Source organism: Pandoraea terrigena, assembly GCF_902459705.1.
GTDB classification, from domain to species: Bacteria; Pseudomonadota; Gammaproteobacteria; order Burkholderiales; family Burkholderiaceae; genus Pandoraea; species Pandoraea terrigena.
This window is the reverse complement of the sequence record NZ_CABPRU010000009.1, coordinates 180,215-202,638: the sequence shown is the minus strand read 5'-3', so window position 1 is coordinate 202,638 and position 22,424 is coordinate 180,215. Positions and strand designations below refer to the sequence as shown.

17 protein-coding genes are annotated in these 22,424 nt (G+C 63.8%); 4 read left to right on the top strand and 13 right to left on the bottom strand.

Features of this window, described 5'->3' with window-relative positions:
• Positions 1–95 precede the first annotated feature (95 nt).
• Positions 96–1,295 carry an NnrS family protein gene (locus PTE31013_RS17940; protein ID WP_150614127.1) on the bottom strand — a complete coding sequence of 400 codons (1,200 nt, stop codon included), beginning with the start codon at positions 1,293–1,295 and terminating at the stop codon, positions 96–98.
• Between the two features lie 166 nt (positions 1,296–1,461).
• Here PTE31013_RS17940 and PTE31013_RS17935 point away from each other — a divergent pair, with 166 nt between their 5' ends.
• A complete protein-coding gene (locus PTE31013_RS17935; protein WP_150614126.1) occupies positions 1,462–2,895 on the top strand; it encodes an aldehyde dehydrogenase family protein in 1,434 nt (477 codons plus the stop codon).
• On the opposite strand, the gene PTE31013_RS17930 is transcribed toward PTE31013_RS17935, so the two are convergent.
• From PTE31013_RS17930 to PTE31013_RS17910, 5 genes are all read right to left on the bottom strand, one after another.
• Positions 2,876–3,091, bottom strand: coding sequence for a DUF1289 domain-containing protein (locus tag PTE31013_RS17930; protein ID WP_150614125.1), 216 nt, complete (start codon positions 3,089–3,091; stop codon positions 2,876–2,878). The genes PTE31013_RS17935 and PTE31013_RS17930 overlap by 20 nt on opposite strands.
• Positions 3,092–3,244: 153 nt before the next feature.
• The gene (locus tag PTE31013_RS17925) at positions 3,245–4,507 is read right to left on the bottom strand and encodes a phospholipase A (protein WP_174978617.1); all 1,263 of its coding nucleotides are present in this window, start codon (positions 4,505–4,507) and stop codon (positions 3,245–3,247) included.
• Between the two features lie 20 nt (positions 4,508–4,527).
• Positions 4,528–5,862, bottom strand: coding sequence for a putative bifunctional diguanylate cyclase/phosphodiesterase (locus tag PTE31013_RS17920; protein WP_150614123.1), 1,335 nt, complete (start codon positions 5,860–5,862; stop codon positions 4,528–4,530).
• A gap of 315 nt (positions 5,863–6,177) precedes the next feature.
• Complete coding sequence (locus tag PTE31013_RS17915) at positions 6,178–7,443, bottom strand: NAD(P)/FAD-dependent oxidoreductase (protein ID WP_150614122.1); 1,266 nt, start codon at positions 7,441–7,443, stop codon at positions 6,178–6,180.
• A 326-nt stretch (positions 7,444–7,769) separates the two neighbouring features.
• The gene (locus PTE31013_RS17910) at positions 7,770–8,240 is read right to left on the bottom strand and encodes a Cd(II)/Pb(II)-responsive transcriptional regulator (protein ID WP_150614121.1); all 471 of its coding nucleotides are present in this window, start codon (positions 8,238–8,240) and stop codon (positions 7,770–7,772) included.
• A gap of 68 nt (positions 8,241–8,308) precedes the next feature.
• Here PTE31013_RS17910 and PTE31013_RS17905 point away from each other — a divergent pair, with 68 nt between their 5' ends.
• Entirely contained in the window at positions 8,309–10,711 is a 2,403-nt protein-coding gene (locus PTE31013_RS17905) for a heavy metal translocating P-type ATPase (RefSeq protein ID WP_150614120.1), read from the top strand.
• A gap of 12 nt (positions 10,712–10,723) precedes the next feature.
• On the opposite strand, the gene PTE31013_RS17900 is transcribed toward PTE31013_RS17905, so the two are convergent.
• Positions 10,724–11,740 (bottom strand): CHAD domain-containing protein, encoded by a 1,017-nt coding sequence (locus PTE31013_RS17900; protein ID WP_174978616.1) that lies wholly within the window; start codon positions 11,738–11,740, stop codon positions 10,724–10,726.
• A gap of 453 nt (positions 11,741–12,193) precedes the next feature.
• Entirely contained in the window at positions 12,194–12,472 is a 279-nt protein-coding gene (locus PTE31013_RS17895) for an HU family DNA-binding protein (protein ID WP_150614118.1), read from the bottom strand.
• A gap of 828 nt (positions 12,473–13,300) precedes the next feature.
• Here PTE31013_RS17895 and PTE31013_RS17890 point away from each other — a divergent pair.
• Positions 13,301–14,071, top strand: a complete 771-nt coding sequence (locus PTE31013_RS17890) for a ferredoxin--NADP reductase (RefSeq protein WP_150614117.1) — start codon at positions 13,301–13,303, stop codon at positions 14,069–14,071.
• A gap of 79 nt (positions 14,072–14,150) precedes the next feature.
• Here PTE31013_RS17890 and PTE31013_RS17885 read toward each other — a convergent pair whose 3' ends face one another.
• From PTE31013_RS17885 to PTE31013_RS17865, 5 genes are all read right to left on the bottom strand, one after another.
• Complete coding sequence (locus tag PTE31013_RS17885; protein WP_150614116.1) at positions 14,151–15,731, bottom strand: isocitrate lyase; 1,581 nt, start codon at positions 15,729–15,731, stop codon at positions 14,151–14,153.
• 512 nt (positions 15,732–16,243) lie between these two features.
• Positions 16,244–17,830, bottom strand: coding sequence for a PepSY-associated TM helix domain-containing protein (locus tag PTE31013_RS17880; protein ID WP_150614115.1), 1,587 nt, complete (start codon positions 17,828–17,830; stop codon positions 16,244–16,246).
• A gap of 10 nt (positions 17,831–17,840) precedes the next feature.
• Complete coding sequence (locus PTE31013_RS17875; RefSeq protein WP_150614114.1) at positions 17,841–18,095, bottom strand: hypothetical protein; 255 nt, start codon at positions 18,093–18,095, stop codon at positions 17,841–17,843.
• Positions 18,085–18,363, bottom strand: a complete 279-nt coding sequence (locus PTE31013_RS17870) for a hypothetical protein (RefSeq protein ID WP_150614113.1) — start codon at positions 18,361–18,363, stop codon at positions 18,085–18,087. Before PTE31013_RS17870 ends, PTE31013_RS17875 begins: the two co-directional genes overlap by 11 nt.
• 257 nt (positions 18,364–18,620) lie before the next feature.
• Positions 18,621–20,933 carry an FdhF/YdeP family oxidoreductase gene (locus tag PTE31013_RS17865; RefSeq protein ID WP_150614112.1) on the bottom strand — a complete coding sequence of 771 codons (2,313 nt, stop codon included), beginning with the start codon at positions 20,931–20,933 and terminating at the stop codon, positions 18,621–18,623.
• A gap of 236 nt (positions 20,934–21,169) precedes the next feature.
• Here PTE31013_RS17865 and PTE31013_RS17860 point away from each other — a divergent pair, with 236 nt between their 5' ends.
• Positions 21,170–22,243 (top strand): substrate-binding domain-containing protein, encoded by a 1,074-nt coding sequence (locus PTE31013_RS17860; RefSeq protein WP_150614111.1) that lies wholly within the window; start codon positions 21,170–21,172, stop codon positions 22,241–22,243.
• The last annotated feature ends 181 nt before the right edge of the window (positions 22,244–22,424 follow it).

The window sequence follows — 22,424 nt, the reverse complement described above, 5'->3', positions numbered from 1 at the left end:
TTCGGCGGGTTTTTTCATGGGTGCCCTGGTATCACGGCGCCGATGCGAGGGCGATCTGGGCGGGTTCTCGCCGAACGGCCGAGCGTTTTGACAGGTCAGCCGGCCTTTCCGTCGATGCGCGCGCTCACCAGATACGGGACATAGCGGATCAGGTAGACGGTAAACGCCGCCAGCCAGCACGCGGCGGCCGCGTCAATCCAGATGCTGGTGGCGCGGCTCGCCAACCAGGGACCGAAGACGCGCAAGAGCGCCGCGGCAATGATCAACGCGTAGCTGGCCACCTCGAATTGCCCGGCGATTAACGCGCGGCCCGTATGTCCCAGTGCTGTGCGGGTGATCATACCCAGGATCGCGCAGCCAATCGCGCCGACCGTCAATGCGTGAATCGCAAGGGAATGCGCTATCGCTCCCGCAGCCGCCAACGCCAACAGGGCGAAGCCGACCGGAATCCATGCATAGGCGACGTGAAGAATCGCCAGTATCGGTCGAGTCCCGACGCGCCAGGAGCGCCATCCTGCCAACCGGATCCCGTGAATCAACGCTGTGAATCCCGCGCAAGCGATCGTCAGGGCGGGCAATGCCAGGAACGCATCAGCGAAGAGCGTGATGACGACGCTTGGGGCGGCCAGCCTTTCGATCCATTTCCAGCGCATCGGCGCATAGCCGGGAACCGCGTTCGCGGTGAACATCGGGACCACACGCCCCGCAATCACCGTGACGAACATCACCACCAGCCCGATGGCGGCATAACCCGCCTGCAAAGCAAGATCGGGGCGTCCGTGCCACGCCCACCAGTGGAAAAGGACATTCAAGGCGCCGAACAATCCGAGTGCGACGGTGAGAAAGATATTGCGACGATTGTTCGCCTGGATCAGCACACGCAGCAGCACGATGGCAACAACGGGAAGGAAAAGGGAATCGACGCCCGCCGCGAGCCATTCCGGCCCCCAATAAACGAGTAGGCGTCCAGTTGCCCACAAGGCCCACAGGCCCATGAGCGATGCACCTCGCGGGGTATCGAGCGAGGTCCACGCACGGACTGCCGTGAGCAAGAATCCGACGACGATGGCGGCAAAGGCGCCAAATATCATCTCGTGAACATGCCAGATCACGCCGTTCATGGCTGCCGTGCGGCCGGCAATCGGATAGCCATGAAGCGCGGCGAGCCATAACGCGATGGCCAGTGCCGAAAAGCCGGCGCCTCCCAGGTAAAACGGGCGAAAGCCGAGCCGAAGCAGGGGCAGGCCGGAGGCCGGTTGTCCCGATGGGGTCGTGGTGGGTTTGCCGATAGACATGCCAGCCTCCGCGATAAGATGTATTGTAAATGCATCTTATCGCAACATCCGCCGAATGGGGAGAAATGTGTTGATCGGCAGTGCGCAGCCGGTCATGCCTGCGAGAAGCGCGGGCGAGCGGACTACAATGAGCGTTCGTCGGGAACCTCCCAGTTGGAGACATCGCATGATCACGTACGACAAATTCTTCATCGACGGCCAGTGGGTGGCGCCGGTAGGGCGCGCGACGCTGGACGTCTTCCATTCGGCCGATGGAAAACTCATGGGCCGCATCCCCGAGGGCACAACGGACGATGTGCAGGCCGCCGTGGCCGCCGCGCTGAACGCGCGTGAGCGCTGGGCAGCCACGCCGCCTGCCGAGCGGGCCGTCTATCTGCGCAAGATCGCCGCTGGCCTGAAGGCGCGCACCGAGCCGCTCGCGCAGGTCATCACGGGCGAGACCGGAATGCCGATCAAGCTCGTGCGCGCGATTCAGGTGGGCGGGCCGGTTTATCACTGGAACCAGTACGCGGAACTGGCCGAGACGTTCGAATTCGAAGCGCGTGTGGGCAATTCGCTGGTGGTGCGCGAGCCGGTGGGCGTGGTGGTCGCCATTACCCCCTGGAATTACCCGTTGAATCAGATCACCCTGAAGGTGGCGCCGGCCCTGGCCGCGGGTTGCACGGTAGTGCTCAAGCCGTCGGAGGTGGCGCCGTTCAACGCGTTCATCCTGGCCGAGGTGATCGCCGAAGCGGGTCTGCCGCCGGGGGTGTTCAACCTGGTGACGGGGCTCGGGCCAGTGGTTGGCGAGGCGCTGGTGCAGCATGCTGACGTCGACATGGTGTCCTTCACGGGATCGACGCGGGCGGGCAAGCGCGTGTCCGAAGTCGCGTCGCAGACGGTCAAACGGGTCGCATTGGAACTGGGTGGAAAATCGGCATCGGTCGTGCTCGACGATGCAGATCTCGCTGCAGCCGTCAAAGGCACCCTCAACGCCTGCTATCTGAATTCCGGCCAGACGTGTTCGGCGCACACGCGCATGCTCGTGCCTGCGTCGCGCTACGAGGAGGTCAAGGCGCTGGCGAAGGAGGCGGTCGCGCGCTTCACGCTGGGCGATCCGCGCGAGGAAACGACACGTCTTGGGCCCTTGGCGTCCGCTGCACAGCGCGAGCGTGTGCAAACCTATATCCGAAAGGGCCTGGCGGAAGGCGCTGAGTTGATCGCGGGCGGGGAGGCCGTGCCGGCGGGATTCGAGGTGGGATTCTTTGTCCAGCCGACGGTGCTCGGTCGCGTGACGCCGGACGCGACGGTCGCGCAGGAGGAAATCTTCGGTCCGGTACTCTCCATCATTACGTATCAGAACGAGGCCGATGCCGTGCGCATTGCCAACGACTCGATCTACGGGCTGGGTGGGGGCGTGTGGTCAGACGACGAGGCGCGTGCGGTGCGCGTGGCGCGCCAGATCCGTACGGGGCAGGTGGACATCAACGGCGGGGAATTCAACGTGAAGGCGCCATTCGGCGGATTCAAGCAGTCGGGGCACGGACGTGAGAACGGCGTGTATGGCTTCGAGGAGTTCCTCGAATACAAATCGCTTCAGTTCAAGTCTGCGAAGTCGTAGACCGGCTTTCACAAAAGCGCATCGCCTTGCCCTCGCGGGTGATGCGTGCCCATATGGCGGCCTTCTCGGTGTCGGTGAAGAACACCCAGTTCGACACTTCATCAGCGGTGCGGCCGCAGCCCTTGCAGACGTCGTCGAAGAGCGTCGAGCAAATGCCAATGCAGGGGCTATCGGGGCGGTCGTGCAGTTCGGACATAGCAGGCGTGTCGGCCAGAGGCGGGAGGCGCGTTGGAAGCAGGCGCCATTATCGCATTGATGGGCGGGTCGTCGCCGATTCCCCTACGGCAGGGTCTCGACGGTGGACACGGCGGTCGGTTTCGGGTTGCGCTCGCGACGATCGTTGGCTTGGTTACCAGCGGAACACGCTGTACCCGATCCGCACCTGTGACGACGAGTGGCGGTTGTAGTCGAGCATGTCTTCGCCATAGCCGGTGAAGTAACCGAGCCACAGGTAGCCGCCAGTCCCTGGAATGAGTTTGCCGAGCGGATAGGTCACCTGCAGATCCACACTGCCATAGTTGCGCTTCATGCCCTTGCGCAGTGTTGCGCCAATCTGCCAGCCATTCGGCTTGCCCCACACGACGAGCAGGTCCAGATAGCCGCGATAGTCCTGGATGTCGCGGTTGTCCTTCTTCTCGAGATAAGCGTAGAGCTTAGGCGCTACCGTCCAGTGATACTCGGCCGGATTCCCGAACTTGAAGATCGGTTTGACAAAGAGCGTGTTGATGCTGCGGGAATCCGCGCCCGCCTTGCCATTGGACTCGTGCTCGAGCCCTGCCGCAACGCCCAGCGACGAGAACCAACTCGCGCGGGCGCCGGTGTCGGGGACGAAATAGAACAGGCTTGGTCGGTAGTTCGCGTCGCGGAACGGCGCCGACTCGGCTTCCAGATCCCAAACCGACAACTGGGTATAGCCGAAGTACAGATTGTCGAGGAAAGCCTTCGATGCCGGGTTGTCCGGCTTGAGAATGTGGAACTTGAAGCTGAGCTGGAAACGCGCATTGGCGTCGCCGTTCTTGCCGAATGCAAGGTACATCGGCTCATTCGACGAGATGCGGGCAAACTCCGTATCGCTTGTCGGTGCAATCGCGTCGGGGGCGGCGCTGGCGAGTGCGCTGGACGCCGCGGCGGCCGCCGCCGCCGATGCACCGACGGCGGTGCCAGGCAACGCGCCGCCGTCGTGTGGGGCTGGGGTGGCGGCGATCATCGGTTCGGTCGGTGCGGCGCGATTGAGCACGATCGTCGTAGTCGAGGCATCCCAATCGACCGGCTCGATGCGCACCGAGCCGCGTAGCGCCTTCGGGAGGGGGGCAGCGTACGTGACGCGCCGGAACTGGCCGTTCGAGAGCGTCACCTGCGAGGGGGCGAGCGCCGCGCGCTTGAGCGAGAGCAGCGTGGGCTTGAAGTCATCGTTCGAGATGCGCACGACGATCTCGGCCGGCAACAGGAAGGTCTTGCGGCCCTGGCCGTCCTGCATGGCCAGCAATGTGAGTTGCAGCGGCGCGCTGCCCGAGAGGGTGCGGGGTGGTTGCAGGAGCGAGAGGTCGGCACGTGCCGTAGTGCTCAGGGTCAGGCAGACGGCGGCTACGGCGGCTACGATGAGTGAGATCATACGGGAGGTGGCCGACACGCTCACAATCGCCCGTGCCAGTCGCGGATGAATGTCTCGATGTGTCCGGGTGGCAGGGGGCGCGTGCAATGATACCCCTGCCATGCATGGCAGCCCAGCGACGCGAGCGCATCGCGCTGGGCGCTGGTCTCGACGCCTTCGGCCACGGTCTCGATTTCAAGCTTGCGGGCAATGGCGATGATGGCGCGGATCAACTCGGTATCGTAGCCGCCAAGCAGCACGCCGGCCACGAACTGGTAGTCGATCTTGACAGTGCCGAACGGCCAGCGCTTCAGGCGCACGAAGCTCGAGTAGCCAGTGCCGAAATCGTCGAGCGACAGGCGCACGCCCATCGCCACGAGTTCGTTCATCAGTGTGGTGGCCTCATCGAGATGGGAGATCAGTGTCGACTCGGTGATCTCGATCTCGAGCTTGTCCGGCGGTACACGATGATGTTTGAGTGCGTAACGGACCGTGTCGAGCGTCTGCACACGCATTTGTTGCGCGGAGAGGTTCACCGCCACACGCGGATACTCGTCGCCGTTCGTATTCCACTGGTCCAACTGGCGGCAGGCTTCGTTCAGCGTCCAGTCGCCGATCGGGCCGATCACGTCGCAACGCTCCGCAGCCGGAATGAATTCGCCTGGCATGATCAGTTCGTCGTCGCGCTGCCAGCGGATGAGCGCTTCGAGACCGGTCAGCCGGTGCGTACGCATGTCGATCTGCGGCTGATAGTGCAGCCGGAACTCAGACCCTGACAGCGCGCGTCCGATCGCGTTGCGCCAGTGGTGCTCGTTGCCGGCTTCGTCCGGTGGATTGACGCTTTCGGTGGGCGCCGCCGGGGCTTCGGTCACGAGAAACCGCGACGCACTCTCGCGAATTGCCTGATCGGCGACTTCCGCCGTGTGCTCGAGCAGGGTGGCGGGCCATACCGGCACCTGCGGCAGATGCGTGATCCCCGCCGAGACGATCGGGTAGAGCAGGCCGTCACCGCACGCTACCGGCGATTCACCGGCGCGGATGAAGCGTCGGGTAATCTGTACCGCTGCGTCGCGGCTGCCGAGATCGCGCAGCAAGATGGCGATCTGCTGATCGGAAACGCGGCCGATGATGTCGCGACGACGAATGCGTGAACCGATGCGAAACGCCGTGGTGGCAAGCAGATCGGCGTCCGAAATGGCGGGTTGACGGGTCGCCGTGCGCTGGCCGCGGCCCACGTGCAACACGACCAGCGCACAGTGGCAGCCTGGCGAACTAGGGGTACGCAGCTCCAGGCTAAGGGCGCGCAGGAGCCGCTGGCGATCCAGCAGTAGATCGGCGAGGACGACTTGCCGTCGCAGCGCGTTGGTATCGTTCATCTCGACAGGCAGGCTGACGTGGCCCGTACAATTGAACGCTTGTCCTTGCTGCGGGCGATGCCGGCAGGCAGAGGAAGCTCACGCGTCGAACAGGTCGTGCCGCCAGAAAACCCTTGAATCATGTTCTGCATAAGACGCGTAAATGTGTCGGCCATCGTGCGAGGGGCGGATAAGGCTGACCGGCCGTTGCACCGCATTCCTCGCGCTCAGGCAGACCGCGCACAAGGCGTGGCCCGACAAGAAGCTCGTGCCCGGTCGAGATACCGGGTCCTATCTCCATTAACGGCATCAATCTTTGAAAATTGAGTCCGGGTTTTACCTATGGCCGGGGCGGCTGGGTCGCGCCAGCCACTCGCGACCACGAAGCATGACATTCCAATAAACCTTTGGCAGCACGTACTTTTTCAGCATCCATGCGAAACGGTTGGCTTGTGTGCCATCGATCGGGAACGTGGGCATGAGCTTGCCGCCATAGCCGAACTCCGCGAGCACGATCTTGCCGTGTTCCACCGTCAGCGGGCAAGCGCCATAGCCGTCGTAGTGCAGTGGCAGAGGGCGGCCGTCCATGGCGGCGAGCAGGTTCTCGGCAACGACGACCGACTGCTTGCGGGCCGCGGCCACGGTCTTGGCGTTGGGTGCGGAGATGGCATCGCCCAAGCCGAAGACATTGGCAAAGCGCGCGTGACGTAATGTGGCCGGATCGACTTCGCACCAGCCGGCTGCGTCAGCCAGCGGGCTTGCCCGCAGCACATCCGGTGCGCTTTGCGGCGGGACGACGTGTAGCATATCGAACGGTTTGTCGACAAACTGTGACTGGCCGTCGGCGTCGAAAATCTCGAAGCGGGCCACGCGACGTTCGCCGTCGACCGCACGCAGGTGTGAGAGGTGATTGAGTGAAATTTCGTAGCGCTTAACGTATTCCATGAGCGCGGGGATGTACTCCTTCACGCCAAAAAGAGCGGGCGCCACGAGATGGAATTCGATCTTCGTCTTGTCTCGCAAGCCATTCTGACGCCAGGTGTGCGCCGAGAGATACATTGCCTTTTGCGGCGCCCCCGCGCACTTGATCGGCATCGGCGGCTGCGTGAACAGGGCATTGCCACCCTTGAAATCTCGCACCAGCGACCATGTGTACGGCGCGAGATCGAAGCGATAGTTGGACGTGACGCCGTTGCGCCCGAGCGTGTCCGTCAGGCCATCGATGGCTTCCCAATTCAGTTGCAGGCCCGGCGCCACGATGAGGTAGCGATAGCCGAGGCGCCGGCCGTCCGAAAGCAGGATTTGCTGGTGCTCCGGCGCAAATGCGGTCACCGCCGCTTGAATCCACGTCACCCCCTGGGGAATGACGCTCGACATCGGGCGAGCTGTGCGCGACGCATCAAATTCGCCGGCGCCAACGAGCGTCCACGCCGGTTGGTAGTAGTGCGTGTCCGCCGGATCCACGATCGTGATCGAGAGCGCCGGACGGCGCCGGCGCAGGCTGGCCGCTACGGAAATGCCTGCCGCGCCAGCGCCCATGATCACGATGTCGGCGGTGCTTTCCGTCGCGGGGGTGGGCGTAGCGGATCCATCGCTGGACATAAGGTCTCCGACAAATGAGCAAGAATTGAAACGGATGACGACATATCGATGTGCATCCGGAACGCCGCACGAAAGCGGTTCACACGACCGCGTTCATGCCGGCAAGCTCGTGTGCGGGACATTGTATATAGAAACTGTGTCGGTTTGCCCCTGTTTTCGGGGCAGTGCCGCGATTCATCACAATTGTTGCCACATTCACCGCACGCCGGGCAGACGTCGGCGTGCGACAGGCGCGCCCGCGCTCGATACTTTTGGTGCGCAGGCGATTGGCGATATCGGGTGGGGTCGACGCCAGGGAAGGGGCAGGACAGTGAGACGCGCGTGAGTCACACGTGCGTGTGATCATGATGACAGGCGACTTCGATCGGATCGGTTTCGCTGTGGCACGCGCAGGCTTCGCCATGGGCACCTTGCATGAGGGCACGCAGGATGCCGCAATCGCTCGTTTCGTGGCGGCTCTGGCATTGCGCCTGAAGGTGCAGCAACTGTTGTTCGAGCGCTTGCAATTCGTGAATGCGGGCGTGCACGCGAGTCAGATGCGCTTCGATCAACTGGTTCGCGTCTTCGCACGTCACGCTCGTGTCGTGGGCGAGCTCGCCAAGTCGCTTCGCGTCGGCGAGAGGCATATCGAGGGAGCGGCAGTGCCGGATGAAACGCAGCGCTTCCAGATGGTCGTCGCCGTAGGCCCGATACCCGGCGTCGGTGCGTGGCGGGGGCGAGAGCAAGCCCGCGCGCTCGTAGTACCGGATCGTTTCGACATCGGTGCCCGCTGCCCGGGCCAGTTCGCCGATTTTCATGCTTGACTCCGTAGTGACTACAGGGTTTTCAATGGAGGGTAACACGAATCAGTCAACCAGGAGTTCCCATGCCCAACCCCTCCGATTCGGCGCGTCGCGCGGGTTCGACGGTGGCAAATCGCAAGGCGCATGACCACGGTCATGACCATGATCATGGGCATCCGCACGACCACGACCACCCGCACGATCACTCGAGCAGGCACGAGCATGACCACGACCACGGTCATGCCGCGCCGTGTGCCCCAAAAGCGGCGCATGCGCACGACGATTCGTCGTGCTGCACAGGCGGCGCGAGCGCTGGGCCTGTCGAACCGATGCCCGCCACCGGTGCGCCACAGGCCCGCTTCCGAATCGATCAGATGGATTGTCCGACGGAGGAGCGCCTCATCCGCGACCAGTTGGAGCACCGGGCCGGCGTCGACGCGTTGTACTTCAATCTCCTCAAGCGCGAATTGACCATCGTTTTCGACGACAAGGCGTCGACGGCCGACGTGGCCCGGCAGGGGGAGGCGGTGGCCGACACGCTGCGCAAGCTTGGCATGACGCCGGTGCCGCTCGCCGCGGGCGACACCCACGTACCGCCGCCGGCCGCGAGCCGCAAGGCAGACGTGATCCGTCTGGTGGGCGGCGGCCTGCTGGCGGCGGCAAGCGAGGTTGCCGTCTGGTCAGGTGTGCCCGAACACAGCCCGTGGGTCGGCGCCGCCGTGGTGGCCGCCATTCTCGCGTGTGGTCTGCCGACGCTCAAGAAGGGTTGGATCGCGCTGCGCCACCTCACGCTGAACATTCACTTCCTGATGTCGATCGCGGTGATGGGTGCGATGTGCATCGGTCAGTGGCCCGAAGCGGCGATGGTGATCGTGCTGTTCGCGTTGTCGGAAAAGCTGGAAGCCGCGTCACTCACGCGCGCACGCCGTGCCGTGGAAGCATTGATGCGCCTGGCGCCCGATCAAGCGTCGGTCGAGCAGCCGGATGGCACCTGGTTGGACGTGCCCTCGGCATCGCTTGCCGTGGGTACGCGCGTGCGTGCGCGTCCGGGCGAGCGCATTGCCATCGACGGCGTGATCGAGCAGGGCAATTCCGCGCTCAATCAAGCGTCCATCACCGGCGAGAGCATACCCGTCGACAAGACGGTGGGCGACGAGGTCTACGCGGGCAGCATCAACGAAAGCGGTCTTATCGTGTATCGCACGAACGTGGCCCCGGGCGATACAACGCTTGCTCGCATCGTGCGCATCGTCGAGACCGCGCAGCAGGAGCGTTCCCCGACGCAGCGCTTCGTCGACAGGTTCTCGCGCATCTACACCCCGGTTGTCGTGCTCTGTGCGCTGCTCGTCGCACTGATGCCACCGCTGGCCTTCGGTCTGGCATGGTCGCCCTGGATCTACAAGGCGCTCGTCATGTTGGTCATCGCTTGCCCGTGTGCGCTGGTAATTTCGACGCCGGTCACGGTCGTGAGCGGCCTGACCGCCGCCGCGCGTGCCGGGATCCTGATCAAGGGCGGCGCGTTTCTTGAAACCGGCCGCCTGATTCGGGCGGTGGCGCTCGACAAGACGGGCACGCTGACGCGTGGCGAACCGCGCCTGACCGACGTGGTGCCGCTGGGCGAAACCTCACACGACGAGGCGCTCACCCTCGCCGCCGCGCTCGACGCCCAGACCACCCACCCCATTGCGCGCGCCGTGGTCGACGGGTACACGCGAGCGGGGCTCGGTGCATTGCCGTTGGTCTCGGAGGTCGAAGCACTCGCCGGCATGGGCGTGAAGGGGCGTGTGGGCCAAACCCTGTACTACCTCGGTAATCATCGTCTGATCGAATCGCTTGGTGTTTGCAATGAACGCGTGGAGGCGACGCTGGCGCGTCTCGAGGCGCAGGCCCGAACCGCCATCGTGCTGGCCAGTGAAACACAGGCGCTCGCCGTGCTGGCGGTGGCCGACACGCTGCGCGCGGAAAGCCGTGACGCCATCGCGCGCCTGACCGACATGGGCGTCCGCACGGTGATGCTGACTGGCGACAATCGTGCGACCGCGGAAGTGATCGGTCGGCAGGCGGGCGTGAGCGACGTGCGTGCTGAAATGCTGCCGGAAGACAAATGGCGGGCGGTGTCGGCCCTGCGGGAGACGTTCGGTTACGTGGGCATGGTCGGCGACGGCATTAACGACGCGCCTGCGCTCGCGGCCGCCGACGTCGGTTTTGCGATGGGGGTGACGGGCACCGACAGCGCATTGGAGACGGCGGACGTCACGCTGATGGACGATGACCTGCACAAGTTGCCGGCGTTCCTCGCGCTGTCGAAGCGCTCGGCGACGATACTCAAGCAGAACATCGCCGTGGCGCTCGCCATCAAGGCGGTGTTCTTCGGGCTGGCGGTGGTCGGGCTGGCGACGCTGTGGATGGCGGTGTTCGCCGATGTGGGGGCCAGTCTGCTGGTGATCGCGAACGGCATGCGCCTGTTGCGCACGAAGGTGGCGTGAGCGGACCGGCGCTCAGCGGCCGCGCAGGCCGCGCTCGAGCGCGTGCGCGTCGGGCAACTGGCCCAGCACGTGCGCCGCGCGGCTCGCGGTGTTGACGATGATCGTATCGAGGCGTCGGATCAAGGCGTCGCGTTGCGCGTCGCGTAGCGGCATGGCTTCACACATTCGCTGCGCGACCACGGCATCGTTGAGCTGGCCCAACAACATCTGCGCGGCGTGCAAGGTGCTTTCATATGGCAAGCGGACCGTTTTGCGAAGCCATGGCGTCAACACTTCGGCGCTGTAACGCGCCTTCTTGATCTTCACGCGCAACGCGTGCAACTGCTCGGTGTCGAGCATGGCCAACTGGCGGCAATCCGGAAACAATGCTATGTACTGGGCGCGGAGCATTTGGCGGGCATGCTTCGCCAACGCGCGGGGTCGCTTGCCGGGCGTACGGCAGGCGCGTCGCAATGCCTTGGTCGAGCGGATTTCCCCTTGGCCGTCGTGGCGAATGCCGAACGCCTGCAACAGCGACGCATGCAATGTCTTCAGACGCTCCCCGGTCAACGCCTCGGTGAGTTGTGCGCGCGCGTCGCGGCGCAACTGTTCCACATAGGCATCCACCGCAGGCCAGTCGAAGTTCGGATAGTCGGCGCGCAGCGCGGGTAACGTCGTTGTCGCCAGCACATCGGCATCTCGCGTGGGCCCCATCGATTGCCCCAGCCAGCGCAACTCCTCGTTCAGTCGATGGTGCCAGCGCGGCTTGAGCCATGGCGAAAACACATCAATCAACGCGCGTAGCCGGCGTATCGCGATTCGCAACTGATGCACGGCCTCGGCATCGATGGGCGCGGGGCTGCCGGCAGTCTCGCCAGCGCTCGGTAACGATGGCCATTGCTGCAGGGTCAGCGCGGCAAGGCCGATGAGCAGCCGTGCGGCGGACATGCGTCGCATACGCCCGGCGCCAAGCGCCGGGCTCACCGCCGTGGCGGCCCGGTCGGCGGCGGGCGATCCCTCGATGGAGGCGGCGGTGGTCGCTGTCGTCACGCGTGTCATGTCACGCAACATAGCATAGTTGTCGTGGCGCCTGCGCCCAGGCCGAGCGCCATGCGACCGGGCGACGCAAGGACTGCGCAAGGACCGGCGACCGGCAATTGGCAAAGGTCAATCCGCAGTGCGTATCGGTGTATCGGCGTATCCGTGTATCGGAAAGGCGGGCGCTAACGATGGGCGCTTGACGCCAGGGGAAGGCCACGGAAGCGTGGCTGCCGCGCAGGGGCAGGAAGTGAGGCAGGGGAGGCGGGGAGCGGGAGCCTCACGTCGCGGGCGCCCGGTGTCCGGGCTGCGGTGCGCAGGACACCCGCGAGGCGCGCAGCGTCACATCAGTCGTGGACCTCGCGAGAGGATGACGTGACGCCTATCCTTTGCCGCGCACCGCAGGGCGGTCATGCGAGCAAAAAAGATAGGCCGGCACGGAGGCCGGCCTGCGCGCAACTGGTTTTACTTCTTGTTCACGGCGTCCTTGAACGCCTTGCCAGCCGTGAATTTCACGGTCTTGGCGGCCGGGATCTTGATCGCTTCGCCGGTCTTCGGGTTGCGGCCGGTACGCGCGGCGCGCTTGCCCGAACCGAACGAGCCGAAGCCGATCAACTGAACCGAGTCACCCTTGGCGACGGCCTTCTTGACGGTCTCGAGCAGAGCGTCGAGGGTTTCGCCAGTTTGAGCCTTGCTCGCACCCGTAACACCGGCGACGGCGTCGATCAGTTCCTGTTTGTTCATGTGTGTTTCCCTTGAGAGGTGGTGAATACCGGCGACAACTCTAACACTTTCGCCATTTGACGAGTGTCGGTGTTGTATCCGCGCCATAAGGCACGCGGCAAGCGCCAGAACGTCGTCGCCGCGACACGTCACGCAAACGCGATCCGAAGATCCATCGCGTCACGCCTCGAGAGCACGTCGGCACTAGCCGGGCAGCCGCATTATAGAGCCTTCGGCGGGCTGTGGGCCAGTCCTGACAACGGTTTGCGGCGATTTTGTTGTGTGATGCCGCGTACTTTCTTGTTCTTGATGATAAAAACACGGTAACTGCGGGCATCTCCGGTCATGCCCTCGCGCAATCCCTTGCTGGGCGGGCTTTGGGGGTTTCCCTAGCTGGTTGGGGCTTGCGCACCGGCGCGACTTTTGGTTGGCGTCGCCTCGGCTTTTTCCGGGATTGCCCGGCATTCCATGGCATGTCACCGGCGACGACGGCCGCGTTGACACCTCACATCCGTCGGAATGCGAAGTACTTCGCGAGTGTCGGGCCTCGGCGATGCCCCCTTTACCGACGCGTCTCGTCGTTGCGCCGGGCCACGCCCAACGAGACTGCGCAGGCGCGCGATTCCACCAAAACCCTTGTGTTGCGGTGGGGACAAATGAAAGCAATTCCCGTTTGGGGTAAAATAATTGGGTTTTCCCGCCCAAAACCGAAGCCGCGTCCATCTGGCGTGCCTGGAGTCGGGGCATCAGGGCCATCAAGGACGGCTCGCGCACATGCATGCCAGGCGATTCGGGCGTCAGCTCCGCCGACGTGCCGCGCCGCCGCCCGTCGTCATACGTCAAGCCAATATGAGTACTCAGAATCAACAGACCGTGCTGGAAGTCCACCACTGGACTGATACGTTGTTCAGCTTCAAGACCACTCGCGACGCTTCGTTCCGTTACGTCAATGGCCAGTTCACGATGATCGGGCTGGAAGTGGAAGGCAAACCGCTGCTGCGCGCCTACAGCATGGCGAGCGCGAATTACGAGGAAGCGCTGGAGTTCCTGAGCATCAAGGTGCAGGACGGCCCGCTGACCTCGCGTCTGCAACACTTGAAGCCGGGCGACAAGGTCATCGTCGGACGCAAGCCGACCGGCACGCTCATCGACGACAACCTGCTGCCGGGCAAGAACCTGTATCTGCTCTCGACGGGCACGGGCCTCGCGCCGTTCATGAGCATCATCCGCGACCCGGAAGTCTACGACCGCTACGAGCACATCATCCTGGTGCATGGCTGCCGCTTCACCAGCGAACTGGCGTATCGCGACCTGATCACGGAGCATCTGCCGGCGCACGAGTATCTGGGCGAGTACGTTCGCGACAAGCTGATCTACTATCCGACGGTGACGCGCGAAGAGTTCGAAAACCAGGGCCGCATTACGGAGCTGGTTGAGTCGGGCAAGATGTTTGCCGACATCGGCCTGCCGGAATTTTCGCCGGAGAACGACCGCATCATGCTGTGCGGTAGCCCGGCCATGCTCAAGGACACCCGCGAACTGCTGGAGAAGCGTGGCTTCGTCGAAGGCCACAACCACGCCCCGGGGCACTACCTCGTCGAGCGGGCGTTCGTCGGCTAGGATGTCCGCCCCCTCGCGCACGGCAGCGCTTGCTGCCGTGAGATAAAAAAAAACCGCTCAATCGAGCGGTTTTTTTTCCTCAGAACTGGTTCATTGTGTTGTCTTTCCCCGCCGCCTTGAGGGCTGCGGCGCCGCTGAAATACTCCTTGTGGTCGTCACCAATGTCCGAGCCGGACATGTTCTGGTGCTTGACGCAGGCGATGCCTTGACGGATTTCCTTGCGCTGCACGCCAGCCACATAACCCAGCATGCCCTGGTCGCCGAAGTATTCCTTGGCCAGATTGTCCGTCGACAGTGCGGCGGTGTGGTAAGTCGGCAGCGTAATCAGGTGGTGGAAGATACCGGCTTCGCGCGATGCATCGGCCTGGAAGGTGCGAATTTTTTCGTCGGCGACAGCGGCCAGTTCGGTTTGATCGTATTCCTCGCTCATCAGCTGGCCGCGCTCGTAGGCCGAGACATCCTTGCCTGCCGCCTTCATTGCGTCATACGCTTGCTGGCGGAAGTTCAGGGTCCAGTTGAACGACGGGCTGTTGTTGTACACCAGCTTGGCGTTCGGGACGACCTTGCGAATCTCGCTGACCATGCCGGCGATCTGGGCGATATGCGGCTTTTCGGTTTCGATCCACAGCAGGTCGGCGCCGTTTTGCAGCGAGGTGATGGAATCCAGCACACAGCGCGCTTCGCCCGTGCCCGGGCGGAACTGGAACAGGTTGCTGGGCAGGCGCTTGGGACGCAGCAGCTTGCCGTCGCGCTTGATGACGACGTCACCGTTGCCCAGTGCGTCGGCCGAAATCTCGTCGCAATCGAGGAAGGAATTGTATTGGTCGCCCAAGTCGCCCGGCGTGTGCGTCACGGCGATCTGCTTGGTCAGGCCGGCGCCCAGCGAGTCGGTGCGGGAGACGATGATACCGTCGTCCACGCCCAGTTCCAGGAACGCGTAGCGGATGGCGCGGATCTTGGCGAGGAAGTCCTCGTGCGGCACGGTGACCTTGCCATCCTGGTGGCCGCATTGCTTCTCGTCGGACACCTGGTTCTCGATCTGGATGCAGCAGGCGCCGGCTTCGATGAACTGCTTGGCCAGCAGGTAGGTCGCTTCCGCGTTGCCGAAGCCTGCGTCGATGTCGGCGATGATCGGCACGACGTGGGTGACGTGGTTGTCGATTTTTTCCTGGATGGCGGCCTTGGCAGCCCCTTCAGCAGCGTCCAACTGGCGGAACAGGCCGCCCAGTTCACGGGCGTCGGCTTGGCGCAGGAACGTGTACAGCTCGCGGATCAGCGCCGTGACGGAGGTTTTTTCGTGCATCGACTGGTCCGGCAGCGGGCCGAACTCGGAGCGCAGCGCGGCCACCATCCAGCCCGACAGGTAAAGATAGCTACGGTCGGTGCTGTTGAAGTGCTTCTTGATGGAGATCATCTTCTGCTGGCCGATGAAGCCGTGCCAGCAGCCCAGCGACTGGGTGTACTTGGACGGATCGGCATCGTAGGCCGCCATGTCGGCGCGCATGATCTTGGCGGTGTACTTGGCAATGTCCAGGCCCGTTTTGAAGCGGTTCTGGGCACGCATGCGTGCGGCATATTCGGGATTGATGGCGTTCCAGGCGCTGCCTTGTTTCTCCTTCAAACCAGCCACAGCGTTGATGTCGTCTTGATATTGGGTCATGTGCCTCTCCTGAGAGCAAAGCGCGTTTGAATAAAGGGTTCAGCGTGTCGCCCCCGTATGCCGAAGCGAACTGCATGACGAAATGGTAACGCCGTTTGGTGCGGTTTGGTGAAGTCTTATATAAGACATAAGAGTTAATTTATGCTTATATTTCAATGGGATATGAATTGAATTTCGCAATTCGAAACATGTTTTCGAGTGACGAAAAAATGAGGCGGACGAAATTCGAAGTAAATTCCATGATGTGAAATGCGCTTTCGTTGGCTGGAGGCGGGGCAAGCCCCAATGGCTTGAGCAACGATGGCTGGCGGAATCATGTGGTCGGCGGTACTTGCGATGTCGCGACGTTCCAGCGCGCGATCAAATGCACGATCAAGCGCGCTACGCAAGCCGCCCGACGAACCCGGCTGCGGAGTGACCTCGTCGGGATGCAGCTTCGGAAGGTGGATGGCCTGCGATCGACGCTCAGCGCGTCAGGCGTGCGTCGACATGGCCTTGTGTGCGACGCGCAGCTAGGGCTTGGCGCGCAGGTCGCCGGACGCTTCGGGCGCCGGGGCGGCGGACTTCGACACCGGTCGTGCCCATACGCTATTCGGATCGCCGCAACGGGCACGTTTCCAGGTCGCGCGCGCGAACAGCGCAAAGCCCCCGGCGCAGACGATCGCGACGAGATCAACGCCGGCCAGCACCCAATCGCCAGCGGCCAGCGAGCGCACGAGATTGTCGGGCGTGAGCGCGGCGTCGGCGACCGGTATGGCGAGGCAGGCGAGCGCCGTCGCCGCGAGCAGCCCCGTGGCGGCTACCGCAGGCGCCGTAAGTGCGGCGAGAAGCACCGAGGCGGCGAGTGTGGCGACGAAGACCGAGAGCGCCGTCATGTCCGGCGCGACGACCGCACCGACGAAGGCCACGGCAATCCCGAGGCATGTGCCGAGAAACACACCGGCGGTGGCCTTGGCCATCCAGCGCAGATGGACGGCTTGAACGGGCGCGTTGCGCTTGCGGCGCGATTCTAGCCAGAGCAGGTTGCCGCTATAGACAAGTACCGCACCCATCAGGCCGAGTATGAAATACACCCAGCGCATGGCGTCACCGGCGAAGTTGCCGAAGTGGGCGCCGTAGATCATGCTGAGCACCGCATGGTTGGCGTCCCGTGCGCCGGGGCTGTGCTGACCGACGATCGCCCCATCGTTCAGGCGTACGGCCACTGCCGAGAAAACGCCGAGCGAGTCACTGGCTTCGCCGTAGACTTCGGCGACCGCGTCCGGCTTGCCGTAACGCGTCCACGCCACGGCCGTCGTCTCCATGCCGGGCGCCGCGCCCTCTGCGCGGGCGAGCACGGCCGCCAGACCGAGTGGCTTGCCGTCGACGGGGGCGATCGTTGCCGGTACCGAGCCCGTTATCTGCGGAATCTGCGGCATCAGTTTGTCATCGAACGTCACGACGTTGAACGCCATCATCAGCGGGAGAAGCAGGCACAACAGCGCGCCTGTCAGCGCGAAGACGATATGGAACGGCAAGCTCAGCACACCGATGGCGTTGTGCGCGTCTTGCCAGAAGCGCTTGAGGTTGCGTCCCGGGCGAAGCGCAAAGAGATCGCGCGTCACGCGCGGCAAATGCACGATCACACCCGAGATCAACGCCATGCCATAGAACAGCGACACCACGCCCATCAGGTACAGGCCATAGGTCGGGATCGACAGCGAATAGTGCAGCGCATTGATCGTACCCGACAGGCCAGGGCGCGCGTCGCCGATCACGAGCGACGGTGCGGCGCCCTCGGCGCCCGGGCGCAATCGTGCCTGTTGCCATTCGCCGTTCGGTGCTTGCCAGTAAGCGAAAGGCGTTGGTGAATGATTGGGCAACACCACGCCCATTTGCTCACGCGCGGCCGGGAATTGCGCGCGGACCCTCTCGGCGAGCTGTTCCGTTTGTGCGAGTGAGAGCGGCGCATGTCGCGTGGCTGGCTGCTCCCAGCGTTCGATCTCGTGGTGGAAGGTGGTCAGGGCGCCGCCGAGCATGGCGACGAACAGCGCGAACCCGGCGATGATGCCGGCCCACGTATGGACGCTCAGGTATTGACGAAGGGTTTGGGCGCGCATCGAACGATCCTTACCAGACGGCGCGCGCCAACAGCAGCGCGGCCCATGCGACGACGGTGGTGGCGGCAAGGCCAACCCACGCGCGTTTGGCGGTGCGGCTCGCGTAGGCCACGGCGCAGAGGCCAAGCCACAGGAGCGGGAAGAGGGAGATGACGGGAATGACCGCTGTCTGCCAACCAGTCGGCGTCAGGAAGGCGATGGCCGAGCACAGCGCCATCGCGGCGAAACCGCCAAGCACGAGACCCGCGAAGGTTCTACTCCACATGGGCGTCTCCGCGCAGCCAGTGCCACCCGCCCGCCGCATACGGCCAGCAAAGCAGGCCGAAACACAGCGACATGAAAGCCGCCGCGATGCCAGCCGACGGGCCTGCCGCCAGACACCAGCAGACGAGGCAGGCGATGGCGGCGACCAGCGAGAGCGACCGGGCGGGCTGTGCGGCCAACCGCCGCGCACTCACGCGCTGGTGGTCTGAGGTGAGATAGGAGGCGCCGCCTGCCAGACATGCCAGGGCCATAGCCAATGCAATCAACATGCTCGAAAATCACTCAAAAATGAGGCCTCGCAAACGAAGACGCTGCCCTTGGGCGACGCGGCGGTCGAGGCCGATCCGAAAGCGGTTTCGGTCAAACGCAACAGTCACACATCTTTCAATAGTGATGTGAACGTTAACGAAAACGATTCGCATTTATATCATGATTCTTGAGAATGTCGAAACAGTTCACCGGGAACGGGGTGCCGCGCCTGCGCGCACGGCCGGCGGGTGCGCAAGCGCCAGGCTGCCTCGCCTGATCAGAAGGCGCGGCGCTCCAGCAGCACCGGAATCGACTTGGAGGTTGGCGTGCCCGCACCGTCGGCAATGGCGTCGAGCGGCACCAACCCGTTGGTCTCGGGGTAGTAAGCCGCGATGCAGCCACGCGGAATGTCGTAGGCCACCAGCAGGAAATCATCGGCACGACGCGCAATGCCATCGTGCCAGACCCCCACGAGGTCGACACGATCACCGGCGTGCAAGCCTCGCGCCTCCAGGTCCAGCGCGCTGGCGAAGACGACGCGGCGCTGGCCGAACACGCCGCGATACCGGTCGTTCAGACCGTAGATCGTCGTGTTGTATTGATCGTGCGAGCGGATCGTGGCGAGTTGCAGCACGTCGGCACTTCGCTCACCGGCCTGGCGGCGTGCCACATCGATCGGCATCTCGTGCGGCAGCGGGTGCGTCGTGAAGTTGGCGCGCGCGTTGGCCGTCAGCCACTGGCGCGACGACGGCGGCACGGCCAGCCGGAAGCCGCCGGGGTGACGCACGCGGCGATTGAAGTCCGCGAAGTCGTCGAAGGTCGCGGCGATGGCGTTGCGAATGCGGTCGTAGTCTTGCACGTACCAGTGCCAATCGTCGACGCCGCCGAGCGCGTGGCCCATCGTGGCCTGCGCGATGCCCGCGACGATCGCGGGTTCCGAGCGCAGGTGCTCGGACGCCGGGGCGTTGATGCCGTACGACAGGTGCACCATACTCATCGAGTCTTCAACAGTGATGCCTTGCACGGCACCTTGCTGAACATCGATTTCGGTGCGTCCCAGGCACGGCAGGATCAGCGCATCGCGTCCATGTACGAGATGGCTGCGATTGAGCTTGGTCGCCACGTGCACGGTCAGGTTGCATTGGCGCAGCCCCTCCCAAGTGCGCGGCGTGTCGGGCGTGGCCATCGCGAAGTTGCCGCCCATGCCGATGAACACCCTGATGCGGCCGTCGCGCATGGCCGAGATCGTATCGACCACGCTTAACCCGTCGCGTCGCGGCGGGGCGAACGCGAACACCTGGCCGAGCCGGTCCAGGAAGTCTGCCGGCGGCTTTTCATTGATGCCGACGGTGCGGTCGCCCTGCACGTTGCTGTGACCGCGGACCGGGCACAGGCCGGCGCCCGGGCGCCCGATGTTGCCGCGCAGGAGCATCAGGTTGACGATCATCTGAATCGTCGCCACGGCGTGCTTGTGCTGCGTAATGCCCATGCCCCACGTCGCAATGACGCGCTCGCCGCGCAGATAGACGTCGGCAATCTGGTGCATTTGCGCTTGCGAGACACCGGACGCACGCTCGAGGTCGTCCCAGCGTTCACGGCGCACGTCGGCGGCGAAAGCGTCGAAGCCGTGTGTGTGTTCTGCGATGAAGGCGTCGTCGAGCAACGCGGGTTCGCCATTGGCGCGTGCAAGGGCATCGCGCTCCAGCACACGCTTGATGACGCCCTTGACGAACGCGAAGTCGCCGCCGCACGCCGGTGTCACGTAGTGGCTGCTGATCGCGGTGCCACCGAGGCTCAGCATCTCGGCTGGACGCTGCGGGTCGGCGAAGCGCTCCAAGCCGCGTTCGTGCAGCAGATTGACCGACACGATGGTTGCACCGCGGCGGGCCGCCTCGCGGAGTTCGCCGAGCATGCGCGGATGATTGGTGCCCGGGTTCTGGCCAAACAGCAGCAGTGTGTCGGCTTGTTCGAAATCATCGAGCGTGACAGTGCCCTTGCCAATTCCGACCACCGGCGGCAGGCCGACACTCGTCGGCTCGTGACACATATTCGAGCAGTCAGGGAAATTGTTCGTGCCGTACTGGCGGGCGAAGAGTTGATAGAGGAACGCGGCTTCGTTGCTCGTGCGCCCGGACGTATAGAAGGCCGCCTGATCGGGGTCGGGCAGGGCGCGCAAATGCTCGCCGATCAGCGCGAAGGCGTCATCCCAGGCGATCGGTGCGTAGCGGTCGGAGGTGGCGTCGTAACGCATGGGATGCGTGAGACGCCCGTAGCCTTCGAGTGTGAAATCGTCGAGCGCGAGCAAGTCGGTCACCGTGTGCTCGGCAAAAAAATCAGGCGTGATGCGACGCTTGGTGGCTTCGGCAGCAACCGCCTTGGCCCCGTTTTCACAGAATTCGAACGTCGACGCGTGTTCGCGATCCGGCCAGGCGCAGCCCGGGCAGTCGAACCCGCTGGGCTGATTCGCGCTGAGCAGCGTACGGGCGCCTTTGAGCGGAATGCCTTGGGTGACGAGTTGAATGGCAACGTTCTTGAGAGCCCCCCAACCGCCGGCAGGGCGATCGTAAGGGGCGATTTTCGAAGCGGACATGGTGCGTTATCGAGCGAGAGTGTGAGGGGGGCGCAAGGCGTCGACATCGGGGAGGGCGCCCGTCACGGATAGAAAGTCAGGAGCATATAGGCAAAATGATGCATAATTAAATGGTGTTGTTGCTGAGTATCGAGTGGATGTGCACAAAAAAACTCAGCTAATTCAACGATTAAAAGCATCTTATCAGGATATTGCATGAATTGTTTTATGCAATTAATAGCATATGAGGTGAATCGATGAAGCAAATTTCCATCGCTCCGCAGCTCCGGTTTCGCCACGACGGCAACGATCTTCCCCTCGACAAGGTGTTGTCGCTGCTCACCGAAGTGCAGGCGCACGGCAACCTTCAGGCGGCGAGTCAGGTGCTCGGGCAGTCGTATCGAGGCGCGTGGGGGCATGTAAAGGAAGTCGAGGCCCTCATGGGGGCGCCGTTGCTGACGATGGCGCGCGGACGCGGTGCGGTGCTCACGCCGCTGGCGCAACGGCTGCTGTGGGGGCAAAAGCGCCTGCAGGCGCGGCTGGGGCCCTTGCTGGAAACGATGGCATCGGAGTTGCAGACCGAACTCGATGATCTGTTGTTGCAGGACAGCGACCAACTGCGACTGTTTGCCAGTCACGGGTTGGCGATCGCGGCGCTGGTCGATTTCGCGGGGCGTGCGGGCCTGCCCATCGACGTGAGCTATCGCGGCAGCATCGAAGCCATCGCCGCGCTCGCGAAGCACGAGTGTGAGGTGGCGAGTTTTCATGTGCCGATCGGCCCGCTCGCAGAACCGGTGCTCGATCACTATGGGCCCTTGCTCAAGGGCAAGTCGTATCGGGTGGCCGATGTGGCGTCGCGCCGTCTGGGACTGCTTGTCGCGCGTGGCAATCCGCTCGGCATTCGTACGCTGGCCGACGTGCCGCGCACGGGCGCGCGCTTCGCGAACCGGGAGCGCGGGTCTGGCACCCGCATCATCTTCGATCTGCTGCTCGCGCGTGAGGGGATCGATCCGTCTGCCATTGCGGGGGCAGAGAACATCGAGTTCACGCATGCCGCCGTGGCCGCCTACATCGCCAGCGGGCGCGCCGATGCGGGACTCGCCATCGAGGCGGCGGCGAACCAGTTCGGGCTCGACTTCTTGCCGATCCTGACGGAGCGTTACTGCCTGATGTTTCCCGAGCCCGGCAGCGAGTCCGCGCACTTGCACGCGCTGCTGGAAATTCTGCAGAGTGCCGAGTATCGGCAGGCGGTGCACGCCATCCCCGGCTACAGCGAGGCGGCGACCGGGCGCATTGCGCCCCTGTCCGAGGCCTTCCCTTCGTTGGGTTGAAGCATCATATGCAATTACATGCATATGATGCGTGCAAGGATCGGCCACGCCGAACGGCCGTCCGGCGTGGCTTGTGCCGCTTCGGCATGGGGTGCGTTGCAGCGGGCGCGGGAAACGCATGCAAATCAAGCTATCGGTATTTCCACGAGGCTTGTTGGGAAGGGATGTTTGGACTAATGTC